This is a genomic window from Clostridium ljungdahlii (assembly GCF_001636845.1).
Taxonomy (GTDB): domain Bacteria; phylum Bacillota; class Clostridia; order Clostridiales; family Clostridiaceae; genus Clostridium_B; species Clostridium_B ljungdahlii_A.
The window spans coordinates 129,798-142,821 of record NZ_LITT01000058.1; the positions used below are offsets into that span (position 1 = coordinate 129,798).

A 13,024-nucleotide genomic window follows, 5' to 3' on the forward strand; every position below is an offset into this window, starting at 1 on the left:
TTTATGCAAGGCAAAAATATACATGGTAAAAAGGCTGTGGCTTTATATATACACATACCCTTCTGTAAAAAAAAGTGCCTCTATTGTGATTTCCCATCTTATAGTGGAAAAGAAAAACTTATGATAAATTATACAAAAGCACTGGCTAGAGATATAGAATCTATAGGAGATAGAAAAATAAGAACTATATTTATAGGTGGGGGGACTCCCACCTATTTATCATTAGAATCCTGGAATAACATATATGAAGCATTAAAGAAAATAAATACAGAAGATAATTTAGAATTTACAGTAGAAGGTAATCCGGGTACATTTACAGAAGACAAATTCAAAGTTTTAAGTAAGATGGGAGTAAATAGACTCAGTATAGGTCTTCAGGCTTGGCAGAATTCTATACTTAAATGTATAGGTAGAATTCATACTTTAGAAGATTTTCTAAAGACGTATGACATGGCAAGAAAATTTGGATTTTCAAATATAAACATAGATCTTATGTTTGGTCTTCCAGGTCAGACAATAAAAGATTGGAAAGAATCACTGCAAAATGTAGTTAAGTTGAATCCGGAGCATATATCCTGTTATAGTCTTATAGTGGAAAAAGGTACTCCTTTTTACAATGCATATCAGTCAAAAAGCTTGAATTTGCCTGGAGAAGAAGAAGAAAGACAAATGTATTATTTCACACTTGATTTTTTGTCTAAAATGGGATATGAACAATATGAAATATCCAATTTTTCAAAAAAAGATAGAAAATGCAAGCATAATTTAATTTATTGGAACATGGAGGAATATATAGGTTGTGGGGCAGGTGCCCATTCTTATATAGACGGGTACAGGTATAGAAATACTAAAAATATAGAAGAATATATTTTACAGGGAAATTTGAACCAGTTTTTAAGATTAGATAAACATAAAAATTCTATCTGTGACAGTATGGAGGAATTTGTATTTATGGGCCTTAGAAAAATAGATGGAATTTCTACAAAAGATTTCTATAGGAGATTTAACAAGGATATTTATTCTGTATATGGGAATGTAATTGAAAAGTACATAAACATGGGTATTTTAATAAAAGAGGGACATATGCTGTACTTAAGCAAAAGAGGAATAGAAGTATCTAACAGTGTAATGTGTGATTTTATATTGACATAATTTTAAGTGAATTAGATATTTTAAGCAAATGTAAGAAACCTCAATGAATTCTATTTTAAATTATAAAAAACATACTATTTACCTTCATAATATAGTTATATAGTATTGACAAAAAAAATTATGAGTGATATTTTTTAATCATAGCGATTAGCACTCAACAACAATGAGTGCTAATAAAGAGGTGATATTATGGAAATGGATGAAAGAAAAATAAAAATACTTCAGGCAATAGTAAATGATTATATAAACACTGCAGAGCCTGTTGGATCCAGAACCATAGCTAAAAAATACAATTTAGGTGTAAGTTCAGCTACTATAAGAAATGAAATGGCGGATCTGGAGGAAATGGGTTATTTAGAACAACTTCACAGCTCTTCAGGAAGGATACCTTCTAATAATGGATACAGGTTGTATGTTGACAAATTGATGCAGATACCAAATTTGAGCCAAGAAGAAATGTATATAATAAAATCACAGATTATAGATGCAGCTTTATTTGAGGTTGATAAAATATTAAAGCAGTCTGTTTGTCTTTTATCGGAGCTCACCAAACTTACTTCTATAGTTAGAGCACCTTCAGTTAAAAGGGGCTATATAAAGCATGTACAGTTAATAAACATAGAATCAAGCACCAATATATTATTGGTACTTATAATTGATAGTGGTATTATAAAGAACAATTTGATAAAGGTAGGAAAAACTATTTCAGATGATACTCTTATTAAATTAAGTAATATGCTAAACGTCAGATTAAAGAATTTAAGTGCTGAACAGATAAATTTAGAAGTTATAAATAATTTAAAAAATGATTTCCAAGGATATGAGGATATATTTAATAATATAATTTCTGCATTGTATGATAGTCTAAATAGTGTAGATAATTCAAATATATATACCCAGGGGGCTACAAATATTTTTAATTATCCGGAATATAAGGATATAGAAAAGGCAAGAGAATTTTTATCTATGATGGATAATAAAGATAAAGTTAGCAGCTTACTGAATAGTAATTCAAATATTTCAGTAAAAATTGGGAAGGAAAATTATACAGAAGGTGCAGAAGATTGCAGCGTTGTATCTGCTGTTTACAGTTTGAATGAAAGGCCTATAGGTGAAATTGGAGTCATAGGACCTACAAGGATACCTTATTCTAAAGTCATATCAATACTTGCAAATGTAGTAAAGGAAATGAATTATATTTTAAGTAATGCCTATTCTGATGAAAAATAAAATAAATTTTGTAAAATAGGTATAAATGTTAGATTGGAGGAAGTATCTAAATGTTAAAGGATAAAGGTGATAATAAAGACCTTAATGAAGAATGTGAAAATGATTCAGAAAATGAAAAAAAAGATAAAGATAATGAAACTGTAGATGAAAGTGTAGATGAAAGCACAGAAGATAATTCAGAAGAGGAAGTAGAAGAAACAGAAGATAAAGAGATAAGTTTGCTAGGAGAATTAAAAAAAGAAAATTTGAAATTAAAAGATGAAAATAAAAAGGCAATAAATGAAATGGATTCTATTAAAGATAGACTTGCAAGAGTTATGGCAGAGTATGATAACTTTAGAAAAAGAACTGTTAAAGAGAAGGACAATATTTATTCCGATGCTTGTAAGGATATATTAAAAGAAGTTTTACCAGTGTTAGATAACCTGGAAAGGGCAATAAATGTAGAAGGAAATGCAGAAGATTTGAAAAAGGGCATAGAGATGACAATGAAACAATTTAATAATGCCCTTTCAAAATTAAATGTAGAGGAAATTCCTTGTGAAGGAGAATTTGACCCAAATCTACATAATGCAGTTATGCATATAGAAGATGATAAATATGATAAAAATTCTATAGTAGAAGTATTGCAAAAAGGATACAAAAGAGAAGATAAAATAATTAGATACAGCATGGTTAAGGTGGCAAATTAAGTTTAAACATCAAAGTTAAATTTGTTTGAATTAAATATATGCAATATAATTTTAACGTAGTTAAATTTAGGAGGTAAGTTAATATGTCAAAAATAATAGGTATTGATTTAGGAACAACTAATTCATGTGTCGCAGTTATGGAAGGTGGAGATCCTGCAGTTATAGCAAATTCAGAAGGAGCAAGAACAACTCCATCAGTAGTATCATTCCAGGCGAATGGAGAAAGATTAGTAGGTCAAGTTGCCAAAAGACAGGCAATAACAAATCCTGATAAGACAATAATGTCAATAAAAAGACAAATGGGAACAGACCATAAAGTAAATATAGATGGAAAAGATTATACACCACAGGAGATATCTGCAATGATACTCCAAAAAATAAAGGCAGATGCTGAAGCTTATTTGGGAGAAACTGTAACTGAAGCAGTTATAACAGTACCAGCATATTTTAACGATAGTCAGAGACAGGCAACTAAAGATGCAGGTAAAATTGCAGGATTAAATGTACGTAGAATAATAAATGAACCAACAGCTGCATCACTTGCGTATGGACTTGATAAAACTGATACAAGTCAAAAGATATTTGTATATGACTTAGGTGGAGGTACTTTTGATGTATCCATACTAGAACTTGGAGATGGAGTATTTGAAGTTAAAGCTACAAATGGTGATACTCGTCTAGGTGGAGATGACTTTGACCAAAAAGTTATGGACTATATAGCAGAAGATTTCAAAGCTAAGAATGGTATAGATTTAAGAAATGACAAAATGGCACTTCAAAGATTAAAGGAAGCAGCTGAAAAAGCAAAAATTGAACTTTCAGCATCTACTCAAACAAATATAAATTTACCATTTATTACAGCAGATGCAACTGGTCCAAAACATATAGACATGAACTTGACAAGAGCAAAATTTAATGAGTTGACTCAAGATCTAGTCGAAAGAACAATTGAGCCTATGAGAAAAGCATTAAATGATGCAGGACTTACAATAAATGATATAAATAAAATTATATTAGTTGGTGGTTCTACAAGAATACCAGCTGTTCAGGAAGCAGTTAAGAATTTTACTGGTAAGGATCCATCAAAGGGAGTTAACCCTGATGAATGTGTAGCTGTAGGAGCTGCAATTCAGGCCGGAGTTTTAACTGGAGATGTAAAAGACGTATTACTTCTTGATGTTACACCTCTTACACTTGGAATAGAAACTTTAGGAGGAGTTGCCACTCCACTTATTGATAGAAATACTACGGTACCAACTAAGAAGAGTCAGGTATTTTCAACTGCAGCAGATGGCCAGACTTCAGTTGAAATTCACGTAGTTCAAGGTGAAAGAAAGATGGCTGCTGACGATAAGACTCTTGGAAGATTTACACTTTCAGGAATAGCTCCAGCTCCAAGGGGAATTCCTCAAATTGAAGTTACATTTGACATAGATGCCAATGGCATAGTAAATGTATCTGCTAAAGATAAAGGAACAGGAAAAGAAGCTAATATAACAATTACAGCTTCAACTAATTTAAGCGATGATGAAATAAACAAGGCAGTAGATGAAGCTAAAAAGTTTGAAGAACAGGATAAAAAGAGAAAAGAATCCATAGATATAAAAAATAATGCCGATCAATCTGTATATCAGACAGAAAAGACATTAAAGGATTTGGGAGATAAAGTATCAGCTGAAGATAAGAAAACTGTAGAGGAAAAAGTTGAAGCTTTAAAGAAAATAAAGGATGGAGAAGATTTAGAGGCAATAAAGAAAGCTACTGAAGATTTAACTCAAACTTTCTATGGAATTACATCTAAAATATATAGTCAGAATGCTCAAGCAGGACAAAATCCAGGAGCAGATCCAAATACGGGAGCAGGACAAAATCCAGGAGCAGGAGCAGGCTCTCAAGGTGCATCAGAAAAAAAAGATGACAATGTAGTTGATGCAGATTACAAAGTAGATGATGATAAATAATATTTCCTCTTCACGATTATATAATAAGTGTGTATAATGGTAATAGTTAAGGGATGAGTTTTTATACTCTTCCCTTAATTTAAGTAGCGAACCCAAATCTTCGATTTGGTGTGAGTCACTTACTCATTCGACTGAAAGGAGAAGGAGTTACAGAAATTAGAACCCAAATCTCTGATTTGGTGTGAATCACTTACTCATTTGACCGAAGGGAAAAGGAGTTACAGAAATTAGAACCCAAATTTTAGTTCAATGAAAATATTTTAGGTGGTGAAAAGTAAAAAATGGCACAGAAGGACTATTATGAAGTACTTGGACTTGAAAAAGGTGCAAGTGATGAAGATATAAAAAAAGCATTTAGAAAATTAGCATTGAAATACCACCCAGATAGGAATCCCAACGATAAAAAAGCTGAAGAAAAATTTAAGGAAATAAATGAAGCCTATCAAGTACTCTCAGACCCTCAGAAAAAGGCACAATATGATCAGTTTGGAACAACTGACTTCAATGGCGGCGGTGATGCAGGCTTTGGAGGCTTTGGAGGTTTTGATTTTTCAGACATGGGAGGCTTTGGAGATATATTCGATTCTTTCTTTGGTGGTGGAGGCGGATTTGGCTCTAGCAACAGAAGAAGAAATGCACCACAAAAAGGAGCAGATCTTGAATATACTCTAAATTTAACTTTTGAAGAAGCTGTTTTTGGAGTGGAAAAGGAAATAAATATAGCTAGAAATGAAAAATGTGAGGCTTGTGGTGGAACAGGAGCTAAAAAAGGAACACGGCCCCATACTTGTGATAAATGCGGTGGAACAGGACAGATGAGAACTCAGAGAAATACACCTCTTGGAAGCTTTGTAAGTATGAGCACTTGTGATAAATGCGGTGGAAGAGGAACTATAATAAAAGATCCTTGTCCAGAATGCAGAGGGAAAGGTGCAGTAAGAAAACATAAAAAGATAAAAGTGAAGGTTCCAGCAGGAGTAGATAATGGAAATATAATTCCATTAAGGGGACAAGGAGAAAGTGGCAAGAATGGGGGACAGTCAGGAGATCTTTATGTAAATATAAGGGTTTCACCTCATTCTAAGTTTAAGAGAAAGGGATTTGATATATATACAGATACACATATAAGCTTTGGTAAAGCTTCCCTTGGAACTAGCTTAAAAGTTGCAACTATAGATGGGGATGTAAAGTATGATGTACCATCAGGAACTCAATCAGGAACTGTGTTTAGACTTAAAGGTAAGGGTGTCCCTAGAGTTAATGGTCATGGTAGAGGTGACCAATACGTAAATGTAATTGTTGATGTACCTAAGGATCTAAATGAAAAGCAGAAAGAAGCTATTATAATGCTTATGGAGGCAAGTGGAGAAATACCTGCAGGAGAAAGTGGAAAGAAATCTATCTTTGAAAAACTTAAACATCACCACTAATATAATTAAAATCACTAAGTACATGGAATTATAGAGTTTCTAAGCAAAAAATAAACTTATACTCCGGATATTTTTTACAACCTTCAGCTCGTTAAATATTTTGATAAGGCTAAGAAAAAAATTTTGAAAAATACTGAGAACTTTTGAAAACTCGTGCCTCAAACAATTGAAAAGTTCTAGATTTTTCAAAAATTTTTCCCTAAGCCTTATATACAAAATATTTAAAAGAGCTTCATTATTGTAAAAATATACCTGCGTATAAGTTGATTTTTAAGGTAGAAAACCTATATAGGGTTTTCTATTGAAGTTTAGACTTATTAAAGTTGTTAATGTGATAAAATTTGTCATTATATAATGTGGTATAAGTTAAAGTTCAAATTAGAAACTCTATAGTATCAATGAATCTTACTTAGTGGGAAAAGCAGATATCCCAAATCTTTGATTTAAAATGAATCGATTTCTTTTTAGAGTTTTGTTTCTCCCACTAAGTTTAGATGAATTATCTAGGGGCATAGCTACTGTTATATCCCACTTTGATAGAAATGGGAGCATTACAGTAGGTAGCCATCAGATAAAATTTTGTATAGGAGGAAACCTATGGACAAAGAATGGATAGAAGTCTCAATTACTACTAGCAGCGAGGCAGTAGAGGCAGTTTCAGGAATACTTTACAATACTGAAGTTAAAGGTGTATCTATAGAAGATTCTCAGGATGTAGAATTTAAGAAAAAGCATCCAGAAGATTGGGATTATTTTGATGAAAGCTTACTTAAAATAAAAGATGGAACAGCAGTAGTAAAAGGATATTATAAGCAGGATAAGAACTTAAATGGATATTTAAAATACATAAAAGATAGTATAAATAACTTAGAAAATTTTGGCATAGACAAGGGAAAAGGTTTAATTACGGTATCTAAAGTAAATGAAGAAGACTGGGAGAATAAATGGAAAGAGTACTATAAACCTTATAAAGTTGGAAAAAATATAGTAGTAAAACCAATATGGGAGAATTATGAGGCAGAAAAAGATGATATAATAGTAGAACTTGACCCAGGTATGGCTTTTGGTACTGGTACTCATGAAACTACAAAAATGTGCATAAAGGCGTTAGAAAAATATATTAAACCTGAATATACTGTATTTGATATAGGAACTGGTTCAGGTATACTAGCAATAACTTCTTCAAAACTTGGAGCAAAAGAAGTTACAGGAGTGGATTTGGATCCTGTAGCTGTAAAATCTGCATCAACAAATGTTGGATATAATCATATTAAAAATGTAAATATACTTCACGGAGATCTTATGGATGTAGTTAAAGGCAAGGCCAATATCGTAGTTGCCAATATAATTGCAGATGTTATAATTTTTTTAGCTGATGGAGTTAAGAATTTTATGCTTCCAGGAGGAGTTTTTATATGCTCCGGTATAATATTAGAGAGAAAAGAAGAGGTAGTTGATAAATTAAACAAAACAGGATTTAAAATAGAAGAAATAAATGAAGATGGAGAATGGGTGTGCATAGTAGCATCAGTGAAATAGGTGGTATGTTATGAATAAATTTTTTGTACCTCAGGAAGATATAAATTTTAATACAGCCTATATTAGGGGCGAAGATGTAAAACATATACGAAAAGTACTTAGACTTAAATGTGGAGACAAGATAAATATAAATAACTGTAATGGAAAAGAATTTTTAGGTTCTATAGAGAAAATAGATAAAGATGAAGTTGTGGTAAATATTATAGAAGAACTTACGCTATATAATGAAAGCAAGGTTAAAATTTACCTTTTTCAAGGGTTACCTAAGTCCGGTAAAATGGATTTGATAGTACAGAAGGCTGTTGAACTTGGAGTTTATGAAATTACGCCTGTTGTTACAAGTAGAGTTGTTGTAAAAAATGATTCAGGAGAATTTAAAAAGGTAGATAGATGGAATAAAATTGCTAAGGAAGCTTGTAAGCAGTGTAAGAGAAGCATAATTCCTAGGGTTAATGTTCCAATTAGTTTCAAAGAACTTTTGAGTGAAGGGGAATGTATGGATCTTATAGTAGTTCCCTATGAAAATGAAAGTAATGCAGGTGTAAAAAAAATAGTAAATTCTATAGAAGATAAGAGTAATCTAGATAAAATAGCTATTGTAATAGGACCTGAAGGTGGATTTGAAGAACAAGAGATAGATGAACTTAAAAATATAAACTCTCATATAGTTACATTAGGCCCAAGAATACTTAGAACTGAAACGGCAGGTTTTGTATGCATATCGCTTATCATGTATGAATTAGGAGATTTAGGAGGTCTTTATTAGGTGAATTCAATTAATGAAAAAAAATTTGATTTAACCCTTGATAACAAAGAATTCTTTAATGCTTATGGAAGAAATAAAAAAGTAGGTATGTCTACTTTAGGCTGCAGGGTAAATCAGTATGAAACTGAAGCTATGGCTGAAAAATTTATACAAGAGGGATATGATATTGTAAACTTTGAAGATTATGCAGATGTGTATGTAGTAAATACTTGTACTGTAACCAATATGGGAGATAAAAAATCTAGACAGATGATACATAGGGCTAGGAAAAAAAATAGTAATGCTGTAATTGCTGTAGTAGGGTGTTATTCTCAAATTGCACCAGACAAGGTATCGGAAATAGAAGGAGTAGATGTAGTCCTAGGAACTAGAAATAAAGGAGACGTAGTATACTGGGTAAGTAGGGTCTCTTATGAAGGGAAAAAAATAGTCAAAGTAAATGAAGTATTGAAAAATAAAACATTTGAAGACTTAAAAATAGACGAATACCAAAAGAGAACGAGAGCTTTTTTAAAAATTCAAGATGGGTGTAATAGATTTTGTTCTTATTGTGCAATACCTTTTGCCAGGGGAGCTGTGTGCAGTAAATCTCCAGATAAAATAATTGAGGAAGTAGAAAAATTATCTCGTAATAATTTTAAAGAGATTATACTTTCAGGTATACATATTGCATCTTATGGTACAGATATAGATGGAGACTGGAATCTTTTAAGAATATTGCAGGAAATAGATAAAGTAAAAGGCATCGATAGAGTTAGAATTGGATCTATAGATCCTCAATTTTTTACAGAAGGCGTTATAGAGAAAATGTCAAAATTAGAAAAGTTATGTCCTCATTTTCATCTTTCACTTCAAAGTGGATGCGATGAAACCTTAAAGAGAATGAACAGGAGATATACCACTTCAGAATATGAAAAAATAGTATATGAGATAAGAAATGCCATAGAAAATGCATCTATAACTACAGATATTATAGTTGGGTTCCCTGGAGAAACAGAAGAAGAATTTAATAAAACTTACGATTTTTTAGATAGAATAGCTCTTTCCAAGATGCATGTATTTAAATACAGCAGAAGAAGTGGGACTAAAGCTGCAGATATGCCCGGACAGGTAGATGGTAAAACTAAGGATGAAAGAAGCAGCAAGGTATTGGAGTTAGATAAAAAATTAGAAAAGGAGTTTATGAATAAATTTTTGGGATATAATATGGATGTACTCTATGAACAAGAAATTGACAATCATGGAATATATTACGAAGGCTATACGCCAAATTATATAAAGGTAATAACAAAGTGCGAAAAAGCTTTAAATTTGGAAGGAAAAATCTTGTGTACACAACTTGAAGGTACAAAAGATGGATATATAGAAGGAAAGTTGAAAAAATTTATTTGACTTTAGCAGGATTTTATTATTAATTATTGAATATTATACTGTTAAGGGAGGTGAAATTTATGGAAGACTGTATTTTTTGCAAAATAATAAAAGGTGAAATTCCATCTGAAAAAATATATGAAGATGATATGGTACTAAGTTTTAAAGATATAGAACCAGCTGCACCGGTACATGTACTTATAATACCTAAAAAACATATAGGAAGTATAAATGATCTTACCGAAGATGATTCTAAAATAATTGCTCATATATATTTAGTTGCAAAACAGATTGCAGCTAAACTTGGTATAGATGAAAAAGGATATAGAATTGTAACTAACTGTGGAGAAGAGGCAGGACAGACAGTACATCATGTTCATTTTCATTTACTAGGTGGTAGATCGTTTGCATGGCCTCCGGGCTAAAATTATAGAACATTTAAGAGTTATGAAATTGTTGACAGTATTGAAAGGTTTATTGTATAATGGCTATGTGCTATTTGACCCATGTTAACTGTATTTGATTTTTTAAATTGAATTGAGCTAGCGGAGGGAGGGAGATAATATGTCAGAAATAAAAGTTGGAGAAAATGAAACTATAGAAAGTGCATTGAGAAGATTTAAGAGAAAATGTGCTAGAGCTGGTGTTCTTTCAGAAGTTAGAAAAAGAGAACACTATGAAAAGCCAAGTGTAAAGAGAAAGAAAAAATCAGAAGCTGCAAGAAAGAGAAAATTTAAATAGAATTCTTTGAAAGAGGGTATTAACTGGTAATGTCTCTTAAAGAAAGATTGCAAGAAGACTGGAAGAATGCTTTAAAATCTGGAGACAAATTTAAAGCAAACACTATAAGTATGGCTAAAGCGGCTGTCTTGCTGGTAGAAAAAACTGATGGAAAGAAACTTGACGATGAGAAAATTATAGATATAATAGCAAAAGAAGTCAAAGAGAGGCGTGAATCTATACTTGAATTTGAAAAAGGGAAAAGGCAGGATCTAGTTGAAAAAGCAAAATCTGAAATAGATATCTTGTTGGAATACCTTCCTCAGCAGTTAAGTAAAGAGGAAATTTCCGAAATTATTCGGAATGCAGTTAATGAAGTGGGTGCAGAAAGTATTAGAGATATGAAAAAGGTTATGGCAATTGTTATGCCTAAAACTAGAGGCAGAGCAGATGGCAAACTTGTAAGTCAAATAGTAAAAGAACATTTAAATTAAATAAGTAAAAGGTTGAGATTGTATCTCAACCTTTTTTTACTTCCGGTATGCCCCAAAGATTGTAATTACACATGCCTAATAAATTTAGGAACTTTCTGTAATTTATTATATACATATCTCATAAATTATTAGGAGTAAGCTAATATATTTATTTAAGTGAATATATATAAATTCTTAGAGGTGATACTATGGGAGACAAGATGTACAATGCAAAACGGAATATTGCAGATAAACTGGAATTGCCCGGAGATATAATTTTAAATATGCCCCAAATCAAAATTACAGGAGATAATGAAATAATAATTGAAAATCATAGAGGTATTATAGCATTTGATGAAAGTCAAATAAAAGTTAATTCAGGTATAGGATTGATATCCATATATGGAAGTAGATTTGAAGTGCTTTTTATGGGAGGAAGCACTATAACTATAGGAGGAAGATTTACATCTATAGTCTATGAAGGAAACAAGTAAATTTAGTTTTAAAAACTATAGAAGCGGAATAATTTTATTGGAAATACAATCCCTTATACCTGAAAAATTTATTAACGTTATGTGGAAAAATAACATCTACATAAAAAATATTAAAAAGAAAAGTATTACAACTATGACTATGGAGATAAATTTAAGAGATTATGATAAGATAGAGGATATAGCAAGAAGAACTGGAACTAGAATAAAGATAATAAATAGAAGGGGCCCTATATTTTTTATAATTAAGCTTAAGAGAAAAATAACTTTAGTATCCGGAATAATTTTATTTATAGGAACAATATATTATTTATCTACTTTTATATGGAGTGTAAAAATAAATTCTGAAGAAGGATTGCCGCCTTATATAATAAGACAGCAGCTTAAATCTTATGGCGTAAAGCCAGGTATTAACAAAGATAAAATAAATGTATATAAAATAGAAAAAGATTTAGTAAAGGATAATGACAATATAATGTGGGCAAAGGTGAGAATACAGGGTTCTGAATTAAATGTAAGTGTAGTTCAGAGAAAATCACCTCCTAATATAGTGGAAGAAAACACTCCTTGTAATTTAATAGCCAAAAGGGATGGAAAAGTTGTAAGAGCATATACCACTAAAGGAACTGTTGTTGTAAAAGTAGGGGACGATGTAAAAAAGGGACAGTTACTTGTAAAAGGTGAACAAGGATTGGAAGGATCAACCTATGGTGTTCATGCTGCAGGATATATTATATGTACGACTACCTATGAGGCATCTGAAACTGTAAAAGTAAATAACATAAAAAATGAGAGAACAGGTAAGAAAATAGAAAACTATTATATTAATTTCAGAGGAAAGAAACAGTATCTAAAAAAAGATAATAATAAATTTAATAAATATGATAAAATAGAGGAAAGTAAATTCATCTTTGGAAAAGAGACTTATTTTGAAGTTAAACAAGTTACAGTAAAAGGAAATCTTCAAAAAATAGTACAAGACACTGGAGAAAAACTTTACAATAATATATCTTGCAATTTGGATAAATCTATAAAAGTTGTAAATAAGGTAGTTACTTATGAAGGTCAGGATCCTTGTAAGATTAAAGTACAAGTTACAGCAGAAGAAAACATAGCCATTCCAGATACAATTACAAATTAGGGGCAAAATATAACTAAAGATTATATAAAGAGATTACGTATAAAATGAAGAATAAAGG

At 31.3% G+C, this 13,024-nt stretch carries 14 protein-coding genes; all 14 read left to right on the forward strand.

Going from position 1 to position 13,024, the window contains the following annotated elements:
• Nucleotides 1-3 precede the first annotated feature (3 nt).
• The 14 genes from hemW (at nt 4) to yqfD (ending at nt 12,966) form a co-directional block, all read left to right on the forward strand.
• The gene (gene hemW, locus WY13_RS16135; protein WP_063556614.1) at nt 4-1,152 is read left to right on the forward strand and encodes a radical SAM family heme chaperone HemW; all 1,149 of its coding nucleotides are present in this window, start codon (nt 4-6) and stop codon (nt 1,150-1,152) included.
• Nucleotides 1,153-1,341: 189 nt separating this feature from the next.
• On the forward strand, nt 1,342-2,382 hold the full coding sequence (gene hrcA, locus WY13_RS16140) for a heat-inducible transcriptional repressor HrcA (RefSeq protein ID WP_063556615.1): 1,041 nt from the start codon (nt 1,342-1,344) through the stop codon (nt 2,380-2,382).
• Between the two features lie 50 nt (nt 2,383-2,432).
• On the forward strand, nt 2,433-3,074 hold the full coding sequence (gene grpE, locus WY13_RS16145; RefSeq protein ID WP_063556616.1) for a nucleotide exchange factor GrpE: 642 nt from the start codon (nt 2,433-2,435) through the stop codon (nt 3,072-3,074).
• Between the two features lie 83 nt (nt 3,075-3,157).
• Nucleotides 3,158-5,035, forward strand: coding sequence for a molecular chaperone DnaK (gene dnaK / locus WY13_RS16150; protein WP_063556617.1), 1,878 nt, complete (start codon nt 3,158-3,160; stop codon nt 5,033-5,035).
• Between the two features lie 281 nt (nt 5,036-5,316).
• Nucleotides 5,317-6,465, forward strand: a complete 1,149-nt coding sequence (gene dnaJ / locus WY13_RS16155) for a molecular chaperone DnaJ (RefSeq protein ID WP_063556618.1) — start codon at nt 5,317-5,319, stop codon at nt 6,463-6,465.
• A gap of 448 nt (nt 6,466-6,913) precedes the next feature.
• Complete coding sequence (locus tag WY13_RS21570; RefSeq protein ID WP_156499072.1) at nt 6,914-7,081, forward strand: hypothetical protein; 168 nt, start codon at nt 6,914-6,916, stop codon at nt 7,079-7,081.
• Complete coding sequence (gene prmA, locus WY13_RS16160) at nt 7,063-8,004, forward strand: 50S ribosomal protein L11 methyltransferase (protein ID WP_063556619.1); 942 nt, start codon at nt 7,063-7,065, stop codon at nt 8,002-8,004. The genes WY13_RS21570 and prmA overlap by 19 nt, the downstream gene beginning before the upstream one ends.
• A gap of 10 nt (nt 8,005-8,014) precedes the next feature.
• A complete protein-coding gene (locus WY13_RS16165; RefSeq protein ID WP_063556620.1) occupies nt 8,015-8,770 on the forward strand; it encodes a 16S rRNA (uracil(1498)-N(3))-methyltransferase in 756 nt (251 codons plus the stop codon).
• Nucleotides 8,771-8,857: 87 nt separating this feature from the next.
• Nucleotides 8,858-10,162 (forward strand): tRNA (N(6)-L-threonylcarbamoyladenosine(37)-C(2))-methylthiotransferase MtaB, encoded by a 1,305-nt coding sequence (gene mtaB / locus WY13_RS16170; RefSeq protein WP_063556741.1) that lies wholly within the window; start codon nt 8,858-8,860, stop codon nt 10,160-10,162.
• A 59-nt stretch (nt 10,163-10,221) separates the two neighbouring features.
• Complete coding sequence (locus WY13_RS16175; RefSeq protein ID WP_063556621.1) at nt 10,222-10,566, forward strand: histidine triad nucleotide-binding protein; 345 nt, start codon at nt 10,222-10,224, stop codon at nt 10,564-10,566.
• A 139-nt stretch (nt 10,567-10,705) separates the two neighbouring features.
• Nucleotides 10,706-10,882, forward strand: a complete 177-nt coding sequence (rpsU, locus tag WY13_RS16180) for a 30S ribosomal protein S21 (protein WP_007061146.1) — start codon at nt 10,706-10,708, stop codon at nt 10,880-10,882.
• A gap of 29 nt (nt 10,883-10,911) precedes the next feature.
• Nucleotides 10,912-11,355, forward strand: a complete 444-nt coding sequence (locus WY13_RS16185) for a GatB/YqeY domain-containing protein (RefSeq protein WP_063556622.1) — start codon at nt 10,912-10,914, stop codon at nt 11,353-11,355.
• 188 nt (nt 11,356-11,543) lie between these two features.
• Nucleotides 11,544-11,828, forward strand: a complete 285-nt coding sequence (gene yqfC / locus WY13_RS16190) for a sporulation protein YqfC (RefSeq protein ID WP_063556623.1) — start codon at nt 11,544-11,546, stop codon at nt 11,826-11,828.
• Nucleotides 11,812-12,966: a sporulation protein YqfD gene (gene yqfD, locus WY13_RS16195; protein WP_063556624.1), complete on the forward strand. Its 1,155-nt coding sequence runs from the start codon at nt 11,812-11,814 to the stop codon at nt 12,964-12,966. Before yqfC ends, yqfD begins: the two co-directional genes overlap by 17 nt.
• Nucleotides 12,967-13,024 lie beyond the last annotated feature (58 nt).